Origin of the sequence: Bacillus sp. FJAT-27916, assembly GCF_001183965.1 — a bacterium.
Lineage (GTDB): Bacteria > Bacillota > Bacilli > Bacillales > Pradoshiaceae > Pradoshia.
The window spans coordinates 3911478-3935214 of the sequence record NZ_LFZV01000001.1 but is presented as its reverse complement, the minus strand read 5'-3'; the positions used below and the strand labels follow the sequence as shown (position 1 = coordinate 3935214).

Below are 23737 nucleotides of genomic sequence, written 5' to 3'. Positions count from 1 at the left end.
TCCCATGCGAGGTTAAGTTGAAGAGACGGAGCCGCAGCGAAAGCGAGTCTGAATAGGGCGTATGAGTATGTGGTCGTAGACCCGAAACCAGGTGATCTACCCATGTCCAGGATGAAGTCCAGGTAACACTGGATGGAGGTCCGAACCCACGCACGTTGAAAAGTGCGGGGATGAGGTGTGGGTAGCGGAGAAATTCCAATCGAACCTGGAGATAGCTGGTTCTCTCCGAAATAGCTTTAGGGCTAGCCTCGAACTGAGAGTCTTGGAGGTAGAGCACTGTTTGGACTAGGGGCCCTCATCGGGTTACCGAATTCAGACAAACTCCGAATGCCAAAGACTTATGTTCGGGAGTCAGACTGCGAGTGATAAGATCCGTAGTCAAAAGGGAAACAGCCCAGACCGCCAGCTAAGGTCCCAAAGTATACGTTAAGTGGAAAAGGATGTGGAGTTGCCCAGACAACCAGGATGTTGGCTTAGAAGCAGCCACCATTTAAAGAGTGCGTAATAGCTCACTGGTCGAGTGACTCTGCGCCGAAAATGTACCGGGGCTAAACGTATCACCGAAGCTGCGGATGCATACCGTATGGTATGCGTGGTAGGAGAGCGTTCTAAGGGCTGTGAAGCATGACCGGAAGGACATGTGGAGCGCTTAGAAGTGAGAATGCCGGTATGAGTAGCGAAAGAAGGGTGAGAATCCCTTCCACCGAATGCCTAAGGTTTCCTGAGGAAGGCTCGTCCGCTCAGGGTTAGTCAGGACCTAAGCCGAGGCCGAAAGGCGTAGGCGATGGACAACAGGTTGATATTCCTGTACCACCTCTCTTCCATTTGAGTGATGGGGGGACGCAGTAGGATAGGGTAAGCGCGCTGTTGGATATGCGCGTCCAAGCAGTTAGGCCGATGAGTAGGCAAATCCGCTCATCACACAAGGCTGAGCTGTGATGGCGAGGGAACTAGAGTACCGAAGTTCCTGATTCCACACTGCCAAGAAAAGCCTCTAGCGAGGAAGAAGGTGCCTGTACCGCAAACCGACACAGGTAGGCGAGGAGAGAATCCTAAGGTGATCGAGAGAACTCTCGTTAAGGAACTCGGCAAAATGACCCCGTAACTTCGGGAGAAGGGGTGCTCACCAGGGTGTCAAAGCCCAGGTGAGCCGCAGTGAAAAGGCCCAGGCGACTGTTTAGCAAAAACACAGGTCTCTGCGAAGCCGCAAGGCGAAGTATAGGGGCTGACGCCTGCCCGGTGCTGGAAGGTTAAGAGGAGCGCTTAGCGTAAGCGAAGGTGCGAATTGAAGCCCCAGTAAACGGCGGCCGTAACTATAACGGTCCTAAGGTAGCGAAATTCCTTGTCGGGTAAGTTCCGACCCGCACGAAAGGCGTAACGATCTGGGCACTGTCTCAACGAGAGACTCGGTGAAATTATAGTACCTGTGAAGATGCAGGTTACCCGCGACAGGACGGAAAGACCCCGTGGAGCTTTACTGCAGCCTGATGTTGAATTGTGGTACAGCTTGTACAGGATAGGTAGGAGCCTTTGAAGCCGGAGCGCCAGCTTCGGTGGAGGCGTCGGTGGGATACTACCCCCGCTGTATTGAACTTCTAACCCGCACCCCTGAACCGGGGTGGGAGACAGTGTCAGGTGGGCAGTTTGACTGGGGCGGTCGCCGCCTAAAGAGTAACGGAGGCGCCCAAAGGTTCCCTCAGAATGGTTGGAAATCATTCGCAGAGTGTAAAGGCACAAGGGAGCTTGACTGCGAGACCTACAAGTCGAGCAGGGACGAAAGTCGGGCTTAGTGATCCGGTGGTTCCGCATGGAAGGGCCATCGCTCAACGGATAAAAGCTACCCCGGGGATAACAGGCTTATCTCCCCCAAGAGTCCACATCGACGGGGAGGGTTGGCACCTCGATGTCGGCTCATCGCATCCTGGGGCTGTAGTCGGTCCCAAGGGTTGGGCTGTTCGCCCATTAAAGCGGTACGCGAGCTGGGTTCAGAACGTCGTGAGACAGTTCGGTCCCTATCCGTCGTGGGCGCAGGAAATTTGAGAGGAGCTGTCCTTAGTACGAGAGGACCGGGATGGACGCACCGCTGGTGTACCAGTTGTTCCGCCAGGAGCATAGCTGGGTAGCTACGTGCGGACGGGATAAGTGCTGAAAGCATCTAAGCATGAAGCCCCCCTCGAGATGAGATTTCCCATAGCGCAAGCTAGTAAGAACCCTGAAAGATGATCAGGTAGATAGGTCCGAGGTGGAAGTGTGGCGACACATGGAGCTGACGGAGACTAATCGTTCGAGGACTTAACCAAGAACAAAGCGCATAGGCCAAACAAACATTATCCAGTTTTGAAAGAATGATTCAACATTCTTCATATAGTCCGGTAACGATGGCGAAGAGGCCACACCCGTTCCCATTCCGAACACGGAAGTTAAGCTCTTCAGCGCCGATGGTAGTTGGGGCTCACGCCCCTGTGAGAGTAGGACGTTGCCGGGCACATACCTTATACTATTCCGCAGTAGCTCAGTGGTAGAGCATTCGGCTGTTAACCGAACGGTCGTAGGTTCGAATCCTACCTGCGGAGCCATTTCTTGCTCGATTGTGCTTCCATAGCTCAGCAGGTAGAGCACTTCCATGGTAAGGAAGAGGTCAGCGGTTCGAGCCCGCTTGGAAGCTCTCGATTGCAGTTATGAAAAAGAAAGAGGCCCCTTGGTCAAGCGGTTAAGACACCGCCCTTTCACGGCGGTAACACGGGTTCGAATCCCGTAGGGGTCACCATTTATCTATATGGAGGATTAGCTCAGCTGGGAGAGCATCTGCCTTACAAGCAGAGGGTCGGCGGTTCGATCCCGTCATCCTCCACCATTAAAATTACCAAACATTTCTTGGTGAAAGTGAACGAAATATCGTTTATACTAATAAATGTCTTATGAAACGTTGATATTATGCCGGTGTAGCTCAATTGGTAGAGCAACTGACTTGTAATCAGTAGGTTGGGGGTTCAAGTCCTCTTGCCGGCACTCTTTAAAACGGAGGGGTAGCGAAGTGGCTAAACGCGGCGGACTGTAAATCCGCTCCTTCGGGTTCGGCAGTTCGAATCTGCCCCCCTCCACCATTTCTTATAAGAAACATCCAACGGACAAAAGAGATTGTCCCTTTTTCTTTTTATTGGGCTATAGCCAAGTGGTAAGGCAACGGACTTTGACTCCGTCATTCGTAGGTTCGAATCCTGCTAGCCCAGCCAATATGAGAGCCATTAGCTCAGTCGGTAGAGCATCTGACTTTTAATCAGAGGGTCGAAGGTTCGAGTCCTTCATGGCTCATTTTGCGGAAGTAGTTCAGTGGTAGAACACCACCTTGCCAAGGTGGGGGTCGCGGGTTCGAATCCCGTCTTCCGCTCCAATGAATAATAATAGTTAAACCTTAGTTGCAATGCAATTAAGGTTTTTTTGTGTGCATCCTGCATAGGCGAAAGCTTGGTGGTACAAGTCCACTACAGGCTTGGCAATAGGAACGGTTAGCGAAAGGCAAGGCGGCTATTGTGAGGTAGTGGCTGAAAGAAGCTGGACGCAAACTCCTGACGGACGAACAGAAACTAGATACAAGGCTGGCTTAGGTCGGATGAGCCTGCACAACAAGACGAAGTCCAATACTGCCCGAAACCTAATGGAGGAAAGTGTAAACTAGGCATTCCAGCCGTTATCGACCGAATGCTTCAACAAGCTATCCATATCCAAGAGTTACGTCCTTCACCGCTCCTTAACAGATAAAGAGCTGGCACGTCACGGATATGAAGACATATCTGTGAAATACCAGCTCATTTACTCAAGCTATTGAACCGCCGTATACGGATCTGTACATACGGTGGTGTGAGAGGGAAAATTCAAGTGAATTTCCCCTCTACTCGATTTTTAAAGGGTACGAATATAAGAATAAATCATTTTATACATTGCTTGTCATATGAGGCAACAAAGCCTACAATTGAGGAGAATGGAGCAAGAGCGATTATTAGAGGACATGAAAAGAAGCAGCATCCTGTATATAGAGGACTACTGCTTTTTGTATACGTACCTTGTTTGATTTTGATACTGATTGATTAACGAATCAAGTTCAGTACTAGCCTTAATGACATCAGAATCGACCATTGAAGAGTGAGAAGCCAATGTAATCATCCGTTGGCGGTATTTCTCAATATCCTTCATTAATGTATGTAGTTCCAATTCGTCACTCCTTACTTACCATATATATTCCTTTTTTACCCAAAATTTTCAAAAAATAAACACTTTCTTTATTCATTTTTATAAAACATGCTAATAAATGAAACTTTTTTCTAGGGCCAGGCGTATATAAGCAAAAAGGCCGCTAATGCGGAGGATGGGAAATTTGGAAGGACTAATAAAAGAAAGAATCCAACAAGTGCGTGATGGAGACCAGCGTGCCTTTGAGGATATAGTTGAATTTTATAAAGACAAGGTATTCCAATTATGCTATCGCATGCTTGGAGACCGCTATGAGGCTGAGGACGTCGCACAGGAGGCCTTTCTTCGGGCATACGTAAATATCCATACATTCCAGATGAACCGTAAATTCTCGACTTGGTTATACCGGATTGCGACGAATCTTTGTATAGATCGAATTCGAAAGAAGAAGCCGGATTTCTACTTGGACGCTGAGGTGGCTGGAACGGAAGGGCTTGATATGTATTCTCAAATTCCCTCCGCTGAGAAACTGCCTGAGGAGGAGCTCGAGAACCTGGAGCTGAAGGAAAGGGTTCAGCTGGAGATTCAAAAGCTTCCCGAGAAGTATCGAGCAGCAATTGTGCTGAAGTATGTGGATGAGCTTTCCTTAAAGGAAATCAGCGAGATTCTCCATTTGCCGATTGGAACAGTCAAGACGCGAATTCATAGAGGAAGAGATGCATTGCGCAAATCAATGCAATCTTTATAATGAGGTGAATGATAATGAGACAATGTCCGGATGATATCGAGGAATATATCCATGATTATCTTGATGGAGAGATTGATAAGGAAAAAGCAAATATACTCCTGGCTCACATCGCGGACTGTGATGAGTGCATGCTGACATTTCAGGAGCTGAACAGAACGATTGCCTTGCTGCAAGGTTCTCATATAGAAGCACCAGCTGGCTTCACAAACAAGGTTATGGATTGCTTGCCAAAGCAATCTCGCAAGATAAATATGAAAAGATGGCTTCAGCGAAATCCTGTCTTGATTGCTGCCTCCATGTTCCTCATGCTGATGGGTGGAACGATGTTCTCCTATTGGGGAGAAGAACAGCAGTTTTCCTTCTCGAAGGATCCAGATATCGTCGTAATGGGTCAGACCGTTATTGTTCCAGAGGGCAAGACGATTGAAGGAGATATGGTCGTCAAAAATGGCAATATTAAGGTTGAAGGAACCGTCCAAGGTGATCTAACCGTTATTAACGGGGAGAAGTATCTTGCCGGAGCTGGAGAGGTAACAGGAGATATAGAAGAGATTGATCAATTATTTGAATGGGTTTGGTATAACATTAAAGAAACCGTGAAAAATATAGTTGAATAAGACCTCGTGATAAATTGGTGGACCTTCCGGATGGAGGTCTGTTTTTTTGAACACACAGATTAGACTGAACTGTTAGAGTTTGTCCGACAGTATGTTATAATAATGGAGTTATATGTATGGACGGGCATAAGAATTAAAAGCCGTCAATGGGAAAGGACATGACTGGAGGACATGACATGCCGTTTCTAGAGAATTTTTCTTTATTAGATTATATAATCAGTATCGCAGATATATTTCTGGTCTGGCTGGTATTTTATAAATTATTGCAAATTATACAAGGAACAAAGGCTGTACAGCTATTAAGAGGGATCATCTTAATCATCGGCGTACGGTTTGCAAGTGAGATTATTGGGCTTAATACGCTGAGTTACCTTATGGAGCAAACGATGACATGGGGGGTACTCGCCATTATCATCATCTTCCAGCCTGAGCTTAGGAGAGCCCTTGAGCAGCTGGGAAGGGGCAAATGGTTCCGCTCCACGAGTATTGAAGATAATGAACATGAGCAAATGATTGAGGCCATTGTGAAGTCTACAAGCTATATGGCGAAAAGGCGGATTGGTGCTTTGATGTCCATTGAACGAGAAACAGGCCTGAATGACTATATTGAGACAGGAATTTCACTTGAATCAAAGGTGACCTCTGAATTGCTCATTAATATCTTTATTCCGAATACGCCGCTTCATGATGGTGCAGTGATTCTGAAAAATAATCAAGTTGCCGCGGCAGCATGTTATCTGCCTTTATCTGAGAGTCCATTTGTTTCAAAGGAGCTTGGAACACGACATAGGGCAGCACTTGGCATTAGTGAAGTAACAGACAGCATTACCATTGTTGTCTCAGAGGAGACAGGCAGTGTGTCTCTCACGAAGAATGGAGAGCTCTATCGGAATCTTTCTCTGGATGAGCTTCAAAACATGCTGGAAAATGAATTGACGATCAGCAATAAAACGACTTCTTCAAATCTTTGGAATTGGAGGTCGAAGAGAAATGGATAAAATCACATCGAGCGGATGGTTTATGAAGGTCGGCGCGTTTGTGATAGCGTTCCTGCTATTTATATCTGTCAACAGTACTCCTGGAAATATTACAAGCACACAATCAAAGGAAGGGTCCACACTTATTAATGATGTACCTGTTGAAATATACTATGACACAGACAATTTGATTGTCAGCGGTGCTCCAGATACAGTGGGGATTACTCTTGAAGGTCCTGAAAGTATTGTAATGGCTACACGCAATAAGATGGACTTTGAGATCTATATAGATTTATCCAATGCAGAAATTGGCTCTCAAAGAGCGCCTATCGAAGTGAAGGGCTTGTCTGATAAGCTGAATTATCAGCTAACCCAAGCTTATGTGGATGTAGATGTCGAGGAGAAGGTGACAGAGGAATATAAAGTCGAGGCGGAGTTTGATAAGAGTGTTCTAGGTGAGGGCTATCAAGCCGGTTCACCGGTCATTGACCCTGCAAAGGTGCAAATCACGGGTGCGAAGAGCTTGGTTAATCAAATTGCCATAGTCAGAGCTGCAGTGAACACAGATGGCAATGTGACAAAGGATATTAATACTGAGGCGGCTGTTCAAGCATATGATGCCAATATGAATAAGCTGGATGTCATCATCAAGCCGGCTTCGGTCAATATTACAATCAATATTAGCAGCCCATCGAAGGAGGTTAACTTGAAGGCGGTTCAAAAAGGGACAGAGCCTAAGGGAGTCACCATCGAGGATGTAAAGCTGGATACCGATAAGGTCACCATTTATGGAGATGTATCTGTTCTGGATAAAGTGAAAGAAATTGAAGTACCGGTGGATATCAGCAGCATTAAAGAGGATACCACGCTAGAGCTGCCGGTCAGCCTCCCAGACGGGGTAGTTGGCTCATCAACTGATACGGTGAAGGTCACTATTGATGTTAAGGAAGACGAAAGTGAGGACAAAGCTGAAAAGGAAGAAGAGGCAGCTTCGACAGAGATAAAAGAAGCTACCGAGACACTCGCTGGCATTCCAATTGGCATCCTAGGGCTGGATGAGAATTTATATGAGGCCAATTTCATTAAGCCAGAGGGCGGGGCTGTATCAATAGAAGTAACAGGGGATGAATCAGTCCTCAAAACATTAAAGACGAGTGATATTACAGTCTCAGTGGATGTTACAGGTCTTGAGGCAGGGGAGCACCAGGTTACAATGAATGTGACAGCACCTGATGAGGTTCATTGGGAGCTTCCCAACGACAGCAAGACCGTAAACATAGAGTTATTAGAAAAGAATTCAGAAGGATAAAATCCATTTTCTTTCATGCCCGCGGGCTGAAAAGAGAGGATATCTAGAAGGAGAGATTTGAACATGGGTAAATATTTCGGTACAGATGGTGTGAGGGGTGTAGCGAATAGCGAACTGACACCTGAGCTTGCTTTTAGGCTAGGCCGATTTGGAGGATATGTATTAACCAAGCATACAGATGAGCGTCCTAAGGTGTTAATTGGACGTGATACCAGGATTTCCGGCTATATGCTGGAGAGTGCACTGGTAGCAGGTCTTCTCTCTATAGGAGCAGAGGTTATGCGTTTAGGCATCATCTCAACCCCAGGCGTAGCTTATTTAACAAAAGCTCTAGGTGCACAGGCCGGAGTCATGATTTCTGCCTCACATAATCCTGTAGCGGATAATGGTATCAAATTCTTCGGCTCTGATGGATTCAAGCTGTCTGATGAACAAGAGGGAGAAATCGAAGAGTTACTTGATATGGAAGCGGACGAACTTCCACGCCCAATCGGTGGTGACCTTGGTACAATCAATGACTTCTTTGAGGGTGGACAGAAGTATATTCAATACTTGAAGCAAACAGCTGATGAAGACTTTACAGGTATTCATGTGGCTCTTGATTGTGCACATGGTGCCACATCCTCTCTTGCGACGCATTTATTTGCTGACTTGGATGCAGATACCTCTACGATGGGGGCATCTCCGAACGGATTGAATATCAATGAGGGAGTTGGATCTACTCATCCTGAACAGCTGGCTCAATTCGTCCTTGAAAAGGGAGCAGATATTGGTCTTGCTTTTGATGGCGACGGCGACCGCTTGATTGCTGTTGATGAAAAAGGCCAAATCGTTGACGGTGATCAAATCATGTATATTTGTGCGAAATACATGAAGGAGCATAACCGCTTGAAGCAAGGCACAGTCGTGTCAACAGTCATGAGCAATATGGGCTTCTACAAGCAGCTTGAGGCTAATGAAATTAAGAGTGCTCAAACAGCTGTCGGTGACCGCTATGTAGTGGAGGAAATGAAAAAAGGCGGCTACAATCTCGGTGGAGAACAGTCCGGTCATATCATTTTCCTTGATTACAACACAACAGGAGACGGATTATTAACAGGTGTGCAGTTAATTAATATTATGAAGCTGACGAAGAAGCCATTGTCTGAGCTGGCTGCTGAGATGACCGTCTATCCGCAAAAGCTTGTGAATATCCGGGTTACAGATAAGCACCATGTAACAGATAATGAAAAGGTGAAGGCAATCATTGAGCAAGTCGAAGGGGAAATGAACGGAAACGGCCGTATCCTCGTTCGTCCTTCTGGAACAGAGCCGCTTGTTCGAGTCATGGCTGAAGCACCGACACAGGAGCAATGTGATGCGTATGTCGACCGTATCGCAGATGTCGTTCGAGCAGAAATGGGATTGGAAAATTAGGCAGAGTGAATGATGCATAAGCGGGGGCAAACCTCCTGCTTATGCATATTTTATATTGGAGCGGGTATACAAGGATTGTTTGACTATGTATTGGGTAGAATTCTGAATTGACTGATTGAGTTGAACCGTGTATGCTAGGAAGTGATTCTAAAAATAGAATGGAGGATAGAAGTCGGGTTTTCTGTATAAGCGCCAGAACTAAACCCATGTGGTGGGATTTAGTTGACGAGGTGGAGGTTATCGAAATGTTCGGCGGGAGCCTCCCAGCTTACATGTGCGGGCTGCAACTCTTTTTACCAAAACAGTTTGGCGACAAACTGGACAGAATAAAGAGAGAAGCACATAACAAATTTGCTGATCAGAGGTAAGGGGGCAAGAATGCCCCTTATTAATATAGAGAGCATTCTTGTTCCCTTCTTCTTATTATAGGAGGATAAACAAGTATGTGTGGAATTGTAGGATATATTGGACATCAAGATGCAAAAGACATTTTACTAAAAGGCTTGGAAAAGCTTGAATATAGAGGATATGATTCAGCGGGTATCGCGGTCATGAATGAAAACGGCGTACATGTCTTCAAAGAAAAGGGACGTATAGCGGATCTTCGCGAGGTTGTTGACAGCAATGTAAGTACAACAAAAGGAATTGGTCATACACGCTGGGCAACTCATGGCGAGCCTAGCTGCAGGAATGCCCACCCTCACCAAAGTGCCAACAAGCGTTTCACTATTGTGCATAACGGTGTAATCGAGAACTATGAGCAATTAAAGAAAGAATACCTGGAAGGCGTTGAACTTTTGAGCGACACGGATACGGAAATCATCGTGCAGCTTATTAGTAAGTTCGTCGAAGAAGGATTATCTGTAGAAGCGGCTTTCTCTAAGACGCTTACTTTATTGCATGGTTCTTATGCGATTGGCTTATTGGATGAACAAGATGCAGATACAATTTATGTTGCGAAGAATAAGAGTCCGCTTTTAGTAGGTGTAGGACTTGGATTCAATGTTATTGCAAGTGATGCAATGGCGATGCTTCAAGTAACAGATCAATTCGTTGAGTTAATGGATAAAGAAATGGTTATCGTCACAAAGGATGACATCACCATTAAAGAACTTGACGGAAAAGTTGTTGAGCGTGAGCCATATACTGCAGAGCTGGATGCTAGTGACATTGAAAAAGGTACGTACCCTCACTATATGCTTAAAGAGATTGATGAGCAGCCGTTGGTAATGCGCAAGATTATCCAGAACTATCAGGATGAGTCTGGCGATTTGACAATCGACCCGGCAATCATCAATGCCATCAATGAGGCAGATCGTCTCTATATCATTGCTTGCGGAACGAGCTATCATGCTGGTTTAGTTGGTAAGCAAATGTTTGAGAAAATGGCAAAGGTTCCAGTAGAAGTGCATGTAGCATCTGAATTCAGCTACAATATGCCTCTTCTCTCTGAAAAGCCATTGTTCATCTTCATCTCTCAAAGCGGTGAGACGGCAGACAGCCGTGCCGTATTGGTCCAAACGAAAGAGATGGGCTACAAAGCGCTTACTATCACGAATGTACCAGGCTCAACATTATCACGTGAAGCGGATTACACTTTGCTCCTTCATGCAGGTCCTGAAATTGCCGTTGCCTCAACAAAAGCTTATACAGCACAAATGGCTGTATTAACCATTCTTGCTTCTGTTGTCGGAAAAGCAAAAGGACAATTGGGAGACTTCCAGGTCGTGAAAGAACTCGGCATTGTTGCTAATGCAATGGAAGCTCTGTGTGATGATAAAGACCGCTTTGAAATGATCGCGCGTGAATATCTATCCGTAACACGCAACTGCTTCTTTATCGGTCGTTCAATCGACTACTATGTATGTCTAGAAGGAGCACTCAAGCTAAAAGAAATTTCTTACATTCAGGCAGAAGGATTTGCTGGCGGAGAATTGAAACACGGTACGATTGCCCTTATTGAAGAAGGCACGCCGGTAATCGCACTTGCAACACAAGAAGACGTTAACCTAAGCATCCGCGGCAACGTAAAAGAAGTTGCGGCACGTGGTGCACACACTTGCATCATCTCTATGCAGGGACTTGAGCAAGAGGGAGACGCTTATGTATTGCCTGAAATCAATCCAATGTTAACACCTCTTATCTCTGTAGTACCATTACAGTTAATTTCTTATTATGCTTCCCTTCACCGCGGCTGTGACGTAGATAAACCACGTAACTTGGCTAAATCGGTGACAGTGGAATAAGGTTAGATGTAAACCGACCAAAATTTTATTTTGGTCGGTTTTATTTTGTTCCTGTCATTACATAATCATATGTGAATATAGCGTGAACGATAGAAACCCCTATCAATAAAGGAGGTTGAGCCTGATTCTGCGTATGCCACAGAACTGTCATAATAAAGAGGTTGTTGCGTCTATTAATTTATTACTATAATAATATTTGAATATATTATATTTTTTGAATTTAATCCTTGGAGGCGATGTTGATTATGAAAGCTGCAGTATGGCATGGAAGAAAAGACATTCGTATTGAGGAAAGAGAATTAAGAGAGTTACGGGACAATGAAGTAACTGTACGTGTTGCATGGGCTGGTATATGTGGCAGTGACTTGCATGAATACGAAGAAGGGCCAGTATTCGTGCCAGCAGAAAAGCAGGATGACCTCACTGGAGAAACGGCTCCCCTTACTATGGGGCATGAATTTGCAGGGGTTATTGAGAAAGTGGGATCAAGTGTTACGAAATATAAAGTAGGAGACCGAGTAGCAATCAATCCTACACTTACATATGGCAATAAACCTGAGGATATGGATATTTATGATGGCTTCAGCTTTATCGGTCTCCATGGTGACGGCGGGTTCACGACATATGCTAATGTTCCGGAGAGTAATGTATATCTCCTCCCTGACACGTTAACCTTACAAGATGGTGCATTAGTCGAACCAATGGCTGTCGCTGTACAAGCTGTTAAAGAAGGTGACCTGCGATTTGGTGATACAGTTGCTGTATTTGGGGCAGGGCCCATTGGATTATTAACCATTATTGCCGCTAAAGCAGCCGGTGCCAGCAAGGTTATTGCCTTAGATTTATCTGAAAGCCGACTGGAGAAAGCAAAGGAACTCGGTGCTACTCATATTATTAACTCTGGGAAAGAAGATCCGGTTAAAGCTATTCGGGCGATTGTTCCAGATGGCGTCGATGTAACCTTTGAGGTAGCAGGTGTTACTCAAACCTATATTCAATCAATTGATGCTACGAGAGCGCGTGGCACAATGGTGATTGTCTCTATTTTTGCTAGGCCTATTGAATGGAATCCATTGCATTTAACCAATACAGGCGTGAAGATCACATCCTCCATTGCCTATTCGCCAACTTCCTTCCAGCAGACAGTAGACCTGATGGGCACTGGACAATTAAAGCCACAAGGAATCATTACCTCACAAATCGAGCTGGATGATATTGTTGAAAAGGGCTTTGAAGCTTTAACTACCGATAAATCGCAATCAAAAATATTAGTTAAGTTAAGCGGAGAAAAATAAAATAAATACATTCCTTCCCCGAGTGAGTATTTTCACTTGGGGATTTCTTTTTCCGGTAATTACGGCTCCAGCTGCAATCATATTCTAAATAACCCCCTTGCCAGGCTTAGCAAGGGGGTAAATGTTGTTAGTATTTAGCTATATCTGCTTCTGGTGTCATGATAATGACTGGGTTTTTCGCTGGTTTCACCCATGAGAGTATTTTGTTTACGTTGCTCTTGGAAGTGGCTACGCAGCCTGCTGTGTAGCCCGATTTTCCTTCTACATGAAAGAAGATGGCCGAGCCCTTATAGGGTGTTCGCTTTGTATTATAGTTAATGACAAAGCCTACGTCATATTGTGAGATGTTCATATTCTCTGCGCTGGTCCATTGACCTTTTGTTTTGCTTTTGGATTGCCATGTGTTGTAGAGCGGGCTTTTACTATCATCCACCCAAACGGAATCTGCGGTGATTTTTTTCTTGGATAGTTTCGTCGTTGGTACAGTGGAGCGATAGAAGGCGGTACCGAGAGTATACTTGCCGGTTGGTGTTTTCATGTCTCCTTCTTTTTTGGAACTGGTCATTCCCTTTTTCCCGATGACGCCGGACATGGTGTAGGTGCGTTTCCATTTGCCATTTGTTTTCTCAAATGCTTGGATGGTCGCTTTATTGGAGGCGGCCGTCTTGTTGGTAACTAGGATGACTTGCTCTGATTTCCCGAGGTTTTTCATCTTTTCAACATCGAGCTTAGCTTGGACCTTGGTTAAGTATTTGGAGCTGGCATAGCCGGTCTTTGTTTTGTATTTAACCTTATACCAAGTGCCTGATTTCGAGATGTATTGAACCGTTTTTCCTTTAGGGATGGTTAAGATAATCTTTCCCTTCGTTGAGGCTGAAGTTCTCAGGTTGAGGTTGGCGGTTGTTTTGTACTGGGTGACTGATGCAGCTTCTGCAGATTTCGTTTTCGGACTGAAGGGACCGGTAACGTAGGAATGGTGGAAACCAAAAGAAGATAAGAGTAGAATAAATGCTACACAAACGATGATTTTTCTATACATTTATACATATTCCTCCTGCCATGTTTTATCTTTTATTATACCGTTATATTGGCTGAAGTTTCATCTTTGAAAAGGTTAGCAGGGAATGCATTCATTGCTGATCTGTTTCTAGATGCCCGTTCCTCCCAATGTTCTTAATATGCAGGCCCGCTCCATTCTAGTAGCACCTTAGCTTTCCTTATAAGAGATTGAGTTGCTGCTAGGGAGAGGGGGTTTGATGAACTTCTTCACTGCTCCATACCTCCAAGATATACACATCATTCATCATTCGACTTGCCTTCAGCTAGGCTCACGAGATTGTTTTCACACTCATCTAGATTCCTTATTGATTCAGCAGTTAAATGATCGTTCTGCTAGGGCATCCTGCTTCTCTTCCTGTACGGTGAATGTACCAAACAAGTTAAATGTAGTTGAATTTCATTTCGATATCATCTATTCCTGTCATTTAGGAAAATAAAATGGATAAGGCGGCGACTTGAATGACTAGTCATATTAGGGTAAAAGCATGCGCGCTCATTATTGAAAAGGGTGCCGTATTATTAGTCGAGTTTAAAGATGAACATGGCGTTCATTATAATTTGCCGGGAGGCGGGGTGAATCCTGGGGAAACGGTGAAAGAGGCTGCCTGCCGAGAAGCGTTTGAGGAAGCCTCTATTGAGGTCGAGGTCGGTCCGCTCGCTTTCGTGTATGAATATGTTCCCCATCTCTGTCATCATAAATATGGAGACACGGTTTCTTTACAGCTGATATTTGATTGTAAGCGCAAGGATGGCTCTATACCGAGGCGGCCAGAGTACCCAGACATGAACCAAACGGATGTGAAATGGATAAAGCTTAAGAACCTGAAGAATGTGGTTCTATATCCCGATGTGAAGGAAACCATCATCCTGTACAATGAATGTGGAACGGGAAGTAGATTGATTGAAGAACCTATAGAAAGGGGTTTTTCTGACTAGGTCCCCGCTTATGCCGCCGTTTTAATTCGTTTTTAGCTGGAATCATGATACAATTGGTTATTATGCTTTATAATCTTGGGTAAAGATGAAAAAAGTGGATATATAAGAAGCCTAATTGGGTAAGGATATTGTGGAGTAAAGGATAGTAAATAAAGAGTGAGGTATATATGAGACGAATACATGAACAATTAGAAGAAAGGATACGCAGTCAGTTTGGTGTCTTCTTCCTTATAGCCGTTGTGATGCTTTGGATGAAGACGTATTTGGTGCAAGTGACGCAGTTTGACTTAGGTGTGCAAGGGATACTTCAGCAATTCCTTCTGCTGATGAACCCTTTGGGCTCTGCACTCATTATACTTGGAATGGCCTGGCTGTTTAGGGGAAGACGGAGATACGCGGCCTTAATGGCGCTTTATTTCTTTCTATCATTCTTATTGTTTGCCAATGTGATGTATTATCGTTTCTTTAATGATTTCATAACCCTGCCAACCCTGTTTCAAACACAGAATTTCGGGGATGTGAGCGGGAGCATTACGGCGCTTTTGAATCCGTATGATTTCATGTTCTTCATTGACTTTGCCGTGCTGATGATCTTGCTGTTTAGTAAGCACATTAAGTCGGCCGAGGGAACTGTGAAGAGAAGAGCGGCTTTAACATTTATGGGAATCGGACTTGTCATCTCAGGATTGAATCTTGCGTTGGCAGAGAGCGACCGTCCACAGCTATTGACAAGAGGCTTTGACCGGAACTATATCGTGAAATATCTAGGGATGTACAATTATGCCGTTTATGATGCGGTGCAAAGCACGAAGGCATCGGCGCAACGTGTTTTGGCAGACAGCAATGATATTACAGAGGTCGTGAATTTTACGAATTCGAATCATGCAGAGCCTAATCCTAAATACTTCGGAAAGGCAGAAGGGATGAATGTGATTTTGATTCATCTCGAGTCGATCCAAGAGTTCCTGATTGATTATGAGCTGCACGGGGAGGAGGTCACTCCATTCCTCAATTCATTAACAAAAGATAAGAACATGATGTATTTCGATAACTTCTTCCATCAAACGGCTCAAGGGAAAACATCAGATGCAGAGTTCATCCTGTCAAATTCCTTGTATGGCTTGCCGCAAGGGTCAGCCTTCACAATGAAGGGAATGAATACGTATCAGGCTGCCCCGGCTATATTGGGTCAGGAAGGTTACACATCAGCAGTTTTTCATCCAAATACAGGAAGCTTTTGGAACCGTAATGAGATTTATAAATCATTTGGATACAACCATTTCTTTGATGCCAGCTCCTATGAAATGGACCCGGAGCAATTGGCGGATTACGGCTTGATGGATAAGCCTTTCTTTGAACAATCCATCCCGTACTTAGAGACCCTGCCGCAGCCATTCTATGCGAAGTTCATTAGTGTCACGCATCATTATCCATTCTCGATGGACCAGGATAAGACCACGATTGAACCGCATATAACAGGTGACCAGTCCGTTGATGACTACTTCCAAACGGCACGTTATGCAGATGAGGCATTGGAGCAATTCTTTGCATACCTGAAGGAATCAGGCCTGTATGATAACTCAATGATCATTATGTATGGAGACCATTACGGTATCTCACAAAATCACGATGCTGCAATGGAAGAAGTACTAGAGAAGGAAGTCACGCCGTTTGTCTCTAAATCAGAGCTGCAGCGTGTGCCATTCTTTATCAGGGTGCCTGGCATGGAAGGTGGTATTAACCATTCTTATGGCGGACAGATTGATATTCTGCCGACCATCCTTCATTTATTAGGCAAAGAGACAAAGGATTATATTCACTTTGGAACTGATTTGTTGTCTAAAGAGCATGATGAAATTGTCCCATTCCGTAACGGAGATTTCGTCAGCCCGACGGTTACCGCGGTTGACGGGGATTATTATGACACAGAGACCGGGTTGCCGCTTGATGAGAGTAAAATAGAAGAAGCGAATAAGTATCATGAAGTCGTCGAATATAAATTACAACTATCTGACCGGGTGGTGAATGGAGATCTTCTCCGTTTCCATTCGCCGGATGCCTTTGAGCCGGTTGACCGTTCAGAGTATGATTACAGCCTGGATGCGAGCAGGCTGGATGATGAAGAAGTAGAGTGAACCTATAGGGAAATAGAAGCAAAAAAGCCATCCTTTGTGGATGGCTTTTTTGAATCTAAGAGACGTTCTTTCCATCTGACATTGACTTTTTTTTCTCGGGACCAACTGTCTCATAATCAAAGCGGGCCTAGGATGTTTCACGGGAAACATAGTGGAAAGAGGAGGTGGATTTTGTTGATTTACTTTTGCAGATGGACAAAAATGAAGTCTGGTAAGAATAAATCTCACCAGACTTCATAGTAAGTTATTTATGCGGCAATGATGCCTCTAGAAATTAGAGCCGATTTATCGGAATCATTTTCCGGAACATAGCCTTTTTCCATTAGGCTTTTAACATAGATTTTGTTATAAACAAATGAGAATATGATACCTGGTATCCAAGCTCCGACTCCTAATGTGAAGACACCCGCAACCCCGGCAAGAACAACCATAATTAATGCCCATTTTAAATCTCCTCTAATTAAAGCTGGAATGAAACCGAAGAAAAAGGTCGTCCAGCTAAAGCCAACTTTCACTTCCTTAACGACGCCTGCAGTATTTCTTAACCTAACCTTCATTCATTACACCCCCCCTAATATTTCATAATTGGTTCATTTCACACGATTAATATCGGACTAAGAAAGTAGTTATTAACCTTTTTCTGGAAAATATATTGGTGTATCCTTTTTACACAATCATCGCAGTTTTAATTGATTATAATAATGAAAAATTTGTGAACATCAACCCGAGTCATATTCTATCTTAGATAGGGAAACCCGCATCACGCGTGCAAAACTGCGGTTTCTATGAGTAGAATGGAAGAGTAGGCCGAACTTTCTAAGTTTATATGAAATTTATATTGGTTTAGTATGCTAGCTTTGACATTATTTTAAGAGGAGGAAACAGAGTGAAAAGGTTTTTGCACGCAGTGACCGATTGGGTGTCAACCAAGAAGGGCATGCGTATTACGATAGTCGCTTGGTTGGTTATCATGATTGGTTTAAGCGCAGGTCCAAAATTAAATGATTATAAGGTGACGAACTTTCAATCGCTTCCTGATGAGGCGGAGTCAATTGTCGCCGAGAATAAGGTAGATGAATGGTTCCCGAGCGATACGGGGACCCCGGGGATTCTCGCCTTCAATAATCCGGATGGGGACGTTGATGTTGCTGAGGTAAAAGAAATCCTTAGCGGCATTATGGATGAGAATATAAAAGGTATTGAAGAGATTGTTGACATTTCCCAGATGCCGCCGCAGGCTGTTGCAGCTTTCGCATCAGAGGATAAGACAACCATGATTGTCCCTATGAATCTTGAAGCGGGTTTGGGCAACTCAGATTACTCCCGTATCAATGATAAAGCATCTGAGATTGGCAATGATATTGCCAAGGATTTAGATACAGACTTCTATATTACGGGTCCAGCTGGAATTGCCGGTGATACGACAAAGCTGTTTGAATCAGCAGACCTAAAATTATTATTTGCGACCATTCTCATTATTTTAGTATTGCTGATTGTCATTTACCGCTCGCCGCTGCTGGCGTTCATTCCATTATTGGCTACGGTAATCGTGTATCAAGTAGCGAATCAATCTGTTGCTTTGCTAGGTGCAGGCGGGCTTGAGATTAATAATTCAACCACATCGATTATGAGCATTCTCTTGTTCGCGGCCGTCATAGATTATTCCTTATTCGTATTCTCGCGTTTCCGTGAGGAACTGAATCATTATGAGGATAAACATGAGGCGATGAAGCATGCAATGCGTGCGACGGGTGAACCGGTCTTCTTCGCGGGCGGAACGGTATTGGCAGCGATGCTTATCTTGTTCTTTGCTGATTTCCGCGATTATCAGAACTTTGCTCCGGTATTCGGTTTGGCTATATTCATTATCATGCTTGCCTCTATTACGCTTGTTCCAGCCTTGTTCACCTTATTTGGGAGAAAGGCGTTCTGGCCTAAAGTTCCGAAATATGGACAGGAATCAGAGGTTAAGCATGGCATTTGGGGACCAATTGCTAAGTTTGTCGTGAACAAGCCTGGGATCTCCGGCGGACTTGTCGCGATTTTCATGGTTGTAACAGCATTGAATGTGTTTAATCTTGATTTTGAATTCAACTCTGTTAAGAACTTCCCTGAAGATTTGCCATCACGTGTTGGCTACGAAATCGTGGAAGAGAAGTTTAATAAAGGAGATCTGGCACAGACGACCGTCTTGCTTGAGAGTGATGAGGCAATGACAGAGGAGCAGGTTGCTGCATTCGCAGGAAGGCTCTCTGAGTTTGATGAAATCAATTCAGCTAATCCGTCAGGCATAACAGATGACGGGAAAGCGGCGAAGGTAACTGTCTCCCTCACGATGAACCCTTACTCAACGGAGGCAATTGATTTCATTGGGGAATTGCGCGAGGAGAGTAATGAACTGCAAGAAGATGCGAATGTTGATGCAGACATCTCTTATACAGGCACAACGGCTAAGCTTGCCGATGAACGTGAGGTTAATAGCGGAGACATCATTAAGATTGTTCTTCTTGAGACATTACTGATCCTCGTGTTATTGTTCGCCATGACACGTTCATTCAAGATGCCGTGGTATATGATGGCGACAATTCTGCTCTCCTATGCTTCTGCATTAGGACTGGGACTGTTCCTAGTGGATGTGCTGTTCGGCTATGATGCAGTGAGTACAAGGGTTCCGGTCTATGCCTTTATCTTCCTTGTTGCTCTTGGAATCGACTATAACATTATTCTTGTTTCCAGATTCCTTGAGGAGCGCACAAAGCATTCGGTTAAGGAGGCACTGGAAATCTCGATACGTAACACGGGAGGGGTTATCTCCAGTGCTGGTATCATTCTAGCTGCGACCTTTGCTGCCCTAATGACGATGCCGATTGCAGACTTATTCGTATTCGGCTTTATGGTAGCAATAGGAATTATCTTGGATACATTCTTGGTGAGGGGCATGCTGCTTCCAGCCTTGATTCTTTTCTTCGAGAAGGATAAATAAGCTATAAAGCGTAAATGGAGGAATCGCAATGCGCATATTAGTGGTAGATGATGACCGGGATATATTGCAATTGGTTTCCATTCATTTGAAGCGTGAAGGATATACCGTTTATCAAGCGAGTGATGCTGAGGCAGCACTCGCTTTACTTGAACATCAGGATGTTGATTTAGCTGTTGTAGACGTCATGATGCCGGGCATGAATGGATTTGAGCTTACAAGAATCCTGGCGCGTGATATGGAGGTACCCGTTATTTTATTAACAGCGAAGGGTCAGCTTGCTGATAAGGAGAAGGGATTTCTTGCCGGGTCGGAGGATTACTTAGTAAAGCCGTTTGAACCGAAGGAGTTATTGTTCCGGATTGCTGTTGTCCTGCGTCGTTTCGAGCGTTCGATGGAGATGATTATTGAGATCGGCAATATGAGAATTGATCGGGAGAACTATGAGGTGGCGGTAGACGGTCACACCTTCATGCTGCCTATGAAGGAATTTGAACTGCTCTCTCTCTTAGCTTCAAAAGCCGGCAAGGTGCTTTCCAGAGCCTATTTGCTTGAGCAGACATGGGGCTATGATTATGAGGGCAATGAATTAACCCTTAACACTCATATCAATCGACTGCGAGAGCGGCTGAAGCGTTATCGTGCTGGGGTTGAGATACAGACAATCCGCGGGGTCGGGTATAAACTCGAGGTGTGCGATGAGAACACTGTATAAGGAGTTTATCGTAGCGACGTTGTTTATTCTTTTGAGCAGTATGATTATTGCCTTTGCCCTGGCCAATACGGTTTATTTTGCCTTTACAAAGGAAAAGGTTGATCGTCAGAATGTCGCGGTTGCTGAAGAGATTATCTCAAGTGTTGAACAAACCCATGATTCGAAGAAGGCCGCAGAAGGATATTTAGACACGATTGCTAAGCTTGGATATCAAATGGTTTTAGTAGATAGGTTGGGAAACATGAAATCATTTGGTGATGATTTTGCAGATTCTGCTCTTTCTGATGAAGCGGTGCAAACGGTACTGAATGGGAAAGTCTTTCATGGCATGCGGAATTTCTCAGACCGCTTCCTTATGATGAGTCATTTCTCCAATAAGCTGGAAAATACGGTCGGCGCTCCGCTTCAGTTGGAAGGGGAATCGTATGGATTATTCTTGAGGCCGACGAATAAAATGCTTTTCTCGGACATGCATATGGTTATTGCAGGCTTTGTCTTCACCATTGCGATTGTCAGCATAGTCGGGGTCATTCTAATGACAAGAAAGCTGATTCGCCCGATTACGCAGCTAACAGAGGCAACAAAAGCCGTCGCGAATGAAAACTATGATTATGAGCTTAGAATATCAAGAAGGGATGAGCTTGGACAGCTCGCTCAAAGCTTTCACTCGATGCAAAAGCAGCTCGCCCATAATGATAAGGCAAGGAAGACATTTATCAATAATGTTTCTCATGATTTCCAATCACCGCTTATGAACATTCAAGGCTATGCAGAGCTCCTCCAAAGTGGTCAGCCGAATGAGGAAGACTATCAGGAATATGCCAGTATCATAGACAGGGAAGCAAGGCATCTGTCCAGCTTGACGAAGCAGCTCTTGCTGTTAACCTCACTGGACCAGGGCGCCTACCCGCTCAAGAAAAAAAGGGTCTGCATTAATCAGCAGCTAAAAGAAGTCATCCGTAAAATCCAATGGCTTCTTGAGGAGAAAGGAATTGAACTCTCGTATCAGCTTGATGAATGCTATATAACGGCAGACGAAGAGCTTCTCTTGAACGTATGGGAAAACCTTCTCTCTAATGCGATTAAATATACGAATGAGAGCGGCCGCATCCAAATTATATGCAGAGCTGCGAAAGGAAATATTGAAGTCCTTATCAAGGATACAGGCATTGGTATCGAGAAGGCTCATCAAGAAGAAATATTTGAGCGCTTCTACCGAGTTGATGAGGCTCGGAAGAAGAAGGATGGAACCGGACTCGGTCTCTCCATAGTAAAAGAAATCGTTGAGCTCCATGGAGGAAAAATCAGTCTAGAAAGTGAGTCTGGGGAAGGAAGCAGCTTCAAGGTCTTCCTCCCGGAATGAAGCTTTAAGGGCAAAAAAAAGAGCTCTTAACAGAGCCTTGTGGGAGTCAAAATAGCAGGAGGGTGATGCAAATCAAAGCCCTTCTGCTTTTTATTTATAGATTGGAATCTTCCAATCTTTGTTTCTTGATTTCTAGCAATTCTGAGACGGTTACAAATTCATAGCCTTGCCGTGAAAGCTCGCGAATGATGGCAACAGCTGCTTCTGCAGTAGAGGAGTAAATATCGTGCATTAAAATAATATTGCCCTCTTTAACCGTACTTAAAGCATTTGGGACGACTAAGTCAGCATTGCGGAGTTTCCAATCCAGTGTGTCAACATCCCATAAGACGAGGTTCTCTTTGCCGACATAGCTGCTGACACGTTCATCATACAATCCATAGGGAGGGCGGAATAATGTCGGTGCTGTACCGGTAATCTGCTTAACAATCTCATTTGTACGGTCAATCTGCTTAACAATTCCGCTTGCGCCCTCTGATGTCATCTTAGGATGATCCCAAGTATGATTGCCAATCTCATGGCCCTCATCTGCCATTCTCTTAAGAAGGTCAGCACCGGCTTCACATCTTGAGCCGAGGACAAAAAAGGTAGCCTTTGCGTCATACTTCTTTAACGCATCAAGAATCACATTTGTCACACCTGCTCTTGGCCCATCATCAAAGGTAAGGGCAATGACCTTTTCATCAATTGACAATGTGTTTTCCTTTGTTGAGCGTTCCGTAATGATATTGGCAGGCTCGTAGTTTCCTGAAAGATCATCATGGTTCTCTCCAGCCTTATAGGTATCTGTAAGATAATCATTGAGTAATTCCTTACTGATGGCCAGTTGATAACTTTCCTTTTCATCATTGAGCAGCAAATCAAAGACAATTGCTTGGTTATAAATAATAAATTGATTATAGTTTTCCGCAATTGGGGCCGTCATTTTTTTAATCTCTTTATCCGAGAGGGCAGAGGAATTATTTTTTTTGATTTCAGCAAAAGCTATATCGGAAAGCAAGTCCAAGCAATCGCTGTCAGGCTCAACCTTGATAAGGTCATCAAAGGTGATGACTTTTCCCTTCTTTAAATCAATCGTCAGAAGGTTTATTGGCCGTTTTGATTCCAGAAAAGAGATGGATAAGGTTTGGTTGCTGTAATGATGAATCTTATAGGAGAGGGTGACCTTTTCCTTGTCCGTTGTATTCTCGATTGTTTCCAGAAGAGAATCGAGATAAATCTTGATTTGCTGGTCTACGCTGTCTAGATGAAAGAGAGGATATTCAACTGAAACATGTCCTTTTGATAGGGTTGAAATTTCCACTTGCTTATACATTTCATCGGTTTTGCCAGAAGGTGCAGTGGTAGTGGCCGTTTTGGACCAAGATAATTTAATGGCAAAGCTGATTGCCACTATGCTTATGAGTAAACCAAAGATTCGAAGCTGCTTTTTTCGTTTCAGTATTTTGAGTCTGCTCTTTCCCATTTGATGTCTCTCCCAGATTTAATTTGCAAGTAATAGACGGCTATCCCAGCCTAAAAGTTTGCATCTCCCCAAAAATATAACCCCTTTTATGCTAGATAGGTAGTCTATTATGTAACGTATCTATTATTTACGAACCTGTCTATGAAGTCAAAAGGAGATTCTATGCAAATGAATTAATTTCTTTTGTTACAGCACAAGGATGGCTTTTAGCGCTTTGCTTAAAATTATGCTAGAAACGAACAAGCTGCGTGCGATTTATTGATAAAGCTTTGTCATTAATAGGAATGC

Annotated in this window: 16 protein-coding genes, 9 tRNA genes and 2 rRNA genes (1 of these 27 running past the window's edge); 23 read left to right on the top strand and 4 right to left on the bottom strand. The window is 44.2% G+C overall.

Features of this window, described 5'->3' with window-relative positions; all coding sequences use genetic code 11:
• From AC622_RS19265 to AC622_RS19215, 11 genes are all read left to right on the top strand, one after another.
• Positions 1–2300, top strand: a 23S ribosomal RNA gene (locus tag AC622_RS19265) (it extends 560 nt beyond the left edge of the window).
• A gap of 68 nt (positions 2301–2368) precedes the next feature.
• Positions 2369–2485: ribosomal RNA gene (rrf, locus tag AC622_RS19260) — 5S ribosomal RNA — on the top strand.
• Between the two features lie 16 nt (positions 2486–2501).
• A tRNA-Asn gene (locus AC622_RS19255) sits at positions 2502–2576 on the top strand.
• 16 nt (positions 2577–2592) lie between these two features.
• Positions 2593–2665: transfer RNA gene (locus AC622_RS19250), tRNA-Thr, on the top strand.
• Between the two features lie 27 nt (positions 2666–2692).
• Positions 2693–2767: transfer RNA gene (locus AC622_RS19245), tRNA-Glu, on the top strand.
• An 11-nt stretch (positions 2768–2778) separates the two neighbouring features.
• Positions 2779–2854, top strand: a tRNA-Val gene (locus AC622_RS19240).
• Positions 2855–2936: 82 nt separating this feature from the next.
• A tRNA-Thr gene (locus AC622_RS19235) sits at positions 2937–3009 on the top strand.
• Positions 3010–3020: 11 nt separating this feature from the next.
• Positions 3021–3104 (top strand) — tRNA-Tyr (locus tag AC622_RS19230).
• Positions 3105–3158: 54 nt separating this feature from the next.
• Positions 3159–3233 (top strand) — tRNA-Gln (locus AC622_RS19225).
• A 6-nt stretch (positions 3234–3239) separates the two neighbouring features.
• Positions 3240–3312: transfer RNA gene (locus AC622_RS19220), tRNA-Lys, on the top strand.
• Between the two features lie 4 nt (positions 3313–3316).
• Positions 3317–3391: transfer RNA gene (locus AC622_RS19215), tRNA-Gly, on the top strand.
• Between the two features lie 647 nt (positions 3392–4038).
• Here AC622_RS19215 and AC622_RS20835 read toward each other — a convergent pair.
• Complete coding sequence (locus AC622_RS20835; protein ID WP_082197219.1) at positions 4039–4209, bottom strand: aspartyl-phosphate phosphatase Spo0E family protein; 171 nt, start codon at positions 4207–4209, stop codon at positions 4039–4041.
• Between the two features lie 163 nt (positions 4210–4372).
• Here AC622_RS20835 and sigW point away from each other — a divergent pair, with 163 nt between their 5' ends.
• The 7 genes from sigW to AC622_RS19175 all read left to right on the top strand — a co-directional run bounded on the left by sigW (position 4373) and on the right by AC622_RS19175 (position 12796).
• Positions 4373–4936, top strand: a complete 564-nt coding sequence (sigW, locus tag AC622_RS19210; protein ID WP_049672506.1) for an RNA polymerase sigma factor SigW — start codon at positions 4373–4375, stop codon at positions 4934–4936.
• 14 nt (positions 4937–4950) lie between these two features.
• Entirely contained in the window at positions 4951–5553 is a 603-nt protein-coding gene (locus AC622_RS19205) for a zf-HC2 domain-containing protein (RefSeq protein ID WP_049672505.1), read from the top strand.
• Between the two features lie 176 nt (positions 5554–5729).
• Complete coding sequence (gene cdaA, locus AC622_RS19200; protein ID WP_049672504.1) at positions 5730–6551, top strand: diadenylate cyclase CdaA; 822 nt, start codon at positions 5730–5732, stop codon at positions 6549–6551.
• Positions 6544–7839 carry a CdaR family protein gene (locus AC622_RS19195; RefSeq protein WP_049672503.1) on the top strand — a complete coding sequence of 432 codons (1296 nt, stop codon included), beginning with the start codon at positions 6544–6546 and terminating at the stop codon, positions 7837–7839. The genes cdaA and AC622_RS19195 overlap by 8 nt, the downstream gene beginning before the upstream one ends.
• Positions 7840–7902: 63 nt before the next feature.
• Positions 7903–9255 carry a phosphoglucosamine mutase gene (gene glmM / locus AC622_RS19190; RefSeq protein ID WP_049672502.1) on the top strand — a complete coding sequence of 451 codons (1353 nt, stop codon included), beginning with the start codon at positions 7903–7905 and terminating at the stop codon, positions 9253–9255.
• A gap of 443 nt (positions 9256–9698) precedes the next feature.
• The gene (gene glmS / locus AC622_RS19180) at positions 9699–11501 is read left to right on the top strand and encodes a glutamine--fructose-6-phosphate transaminase (isomerizing) (protein WP_049672500.1); all 1803 of its coding nucleotides are present in this window, start codon (positions 9699–9701) and stop codon (positions 11499–11501) included.
• A 245-nt stretch (positions 11502–11746) separates the two neighbouring features.
• Positions 11747–12796 (top strand): 2,3-butanediol dehydrogenase, encoded by a 1050-nt coding sequence (locus AC622_RS19175; RefSeq protein ID WP_049672499.1) that lies wholly within the window; start codon positions 11747–11749, stop codon positions 12794–12796.
• 127 nt (positions 12797–12923) lie between these two features.
• On the opposite strand, the gene AC622_RS19170 is transcribed toward AC622_RS19175, so the two are convergent.
• Positions 12924–13835 (bottom strand): SH3 domain-containing protein, encoded by a 912-nt coding sequence (locus AC622_RS19170; protein ID WP_049672498.1) that lies wholly within the window; start codon positions 13833–13835, stop codon positions 12924–12926.
• A gap of 479 nt (positions 13836–14314) precedes the next feature.
• On the opposite strand from AC622_RS19170, the gene AC622_RS19165 reads away from it, so the two are divergent.
• Together AC622_RS19165 and AC622_RS19160 are read left to right on the top strand one after the other, a co-directional pair.
• Complete coding sequence (locus AC622_RS19165; protein ID WP_049672497.1) at positions 14315–14791, top strand: NUDIX domain-containing protein; 477 nt, start codon at positions 14315–14317, stop codon at positions 14789–14791.
• Positions 14792–14958: 167 nt separating this feature from the next.
• On the top strand, positions 14959–16926 hold the full coding sequence (locus AC622_RS19160; protein ID WP_049672496.1) for an LTA synthase family protein: 1968 nt from the start codon (positions 14959–14961) through the stop codon (positions 16924–16926).
• Between the two features lie 248 nt (positions 16927–17174).
• Here the strand turns inward: AC622_RS19160 and AC622_RS19155 are convergent, their stop codons facing one another.
• Entirely contained in the window at positions 17175–17483 is a 309-nt protein-coding gene (locus AC622_RS19155) for a hypothetical protein (protein WP_049672495.1), read from the bottom strand.
• Positions 17484–17812: 329 nt separating this feature from the next.
• Between AC622_RS19155 and AC622_RS19150 the strand changes: the two genes are divergently transcribed.
• Genes AC622_RS19150 through AC622_RS19140 form a run of 3 tightly spaced genes read left to right on the top strand, consistent with a single transcriptional unit; the run spans position 17813 to position 21984 of the window.
• Positions 17813–19909: an MMPL family transporter gene (locus AC622_RS19150; RefSeq protein ID WP_049672494.1), complete on the top strand. Its 2097-nt coding sequence runs from the start codon at positions 17813–17815 to the stop codon at positions 19907–19909.
• A gap of 28 nt (positions 19910–19937) precedes the next feature.
• A complete protein-coding gene (locus AC622_RS19145) occupies positions 19938–20621 on the top strand; it encodes a response regulator transcription factor (protein ID WP_049672493.1) in 684 nt (227 codons plus the stop codon).
• Entirely contained in the window at positions 20605–21984 is a 1380-nt protein-coding gene (locus AC622_RS19140) for a sensor histidine kinase (protein WP_049672492.1), read from the top strand. The genes AC622_RS19145 and AC622_RS19140 overlap by 17 nt, the downstream gene beginning before the upstream one ends.
• A 94-nt stretch (positions 21985–22078) precedes the next feature.
• Here the strand turns inward: AC622_RS19140 and AC622_RS19135 are convergent, their stop codons facing one another.
• Positions 22079–23449: a polysaccharide deacetylase family protein gene (locus AC622_RS19135; RefSeq protein WP_049672491.1), complete on the bottom strand. Its 1371-nt coding sequence runs from the start codon at positions 23447–23449 to the stop codon at positions 22079–22081.
• Positions 23450–23737 lie beyond the last annotated feature (288 nt).

Coding starts and splice junctions, on each gene's coding strand:
- AC622_RS19175 (WP_049672499.1), top strand. CDS start 11,747: ATGAAAGCTGCAGTATGGCATGGAAGAAAAGACATTCGTATTGAGGAA.
- AC622_RS19135 (WP_049672491.1), bottom strand. CDS start 23,449: ATGGGAAAGAGCAGACTCAAAATACTGAAACGAAAAAAGCAGCTTCGA.
- AC622_RS19195 (WP_049672503.1), top strand. CDS start 6,544: ATGGATAAAATCACATCGAGCGGATGGTTTATGAAGGTCGGCGCGTTT.
- AC622_RS19155 (WP_049672495.1), bottom strand. CDS start 17,483: ATGAAGGTTAGGTTAAGAAATACTGCAGGCGTCGTTAAGGAAGTGAAA.
- AC622_RS19170 (WP_049672498.1), bottom strand. CDS start 13,835: ATGTATAGAAAAATCATCGTTTGTGTAGCATTTATTCTACTCTTATCT.
- AC622_RS19145 (WP_049672493.1), top strand. CDS start 19,938: ATGCGCATATTAGTGGTAGATGATGACCGGGATATATTGCAATTGGTT.
- AC622_RS19165 (WP_049672497.1), top strand. CDS start 14,315: ATGACTAGTCATATTAGGGTAAAAGCATGCGCGCTCATTATTGAAAAG.
- cdaA (WP_049672504.1), top strand. CDS start 5,730: ATGCCGTTTCTAGAGAATTTTTCTTTATTAGATTATATAATCAGTATC.
- glmM (WP_049672502.1), top strand. CDS start 7,903: ATGGGTAAATATTTCGGTACAGATGGTGTGAGGGGTGTAGCGAATAGC.
- AC622_RS19140 (WP_049672492.1), top strand. CDS start 20,605: ATGAGAACACTGTATAAGGAGTTTATCGTAGCGACGTTGTTTATTCTT.
- AC622_RS19160 (WP_049672496.1), top strand. CDS start 14,959: ATGAGACGAATACATGAACAATTAGAAGAAAGGATACGCAGTCAGTTT.
- glmS (WP_049672500.1), top strand. CDS start 9,699: ATGTGTGGAATTGTAGGATATATTGGACATCAAGATGCAAAAGACATT.
- AC622_RS19205 (WP_049672505.1), top strand. CDS start 4,951: ATGAGACAATGTCCGGATGATATCGAGGAATATATCCATGATTATCTT.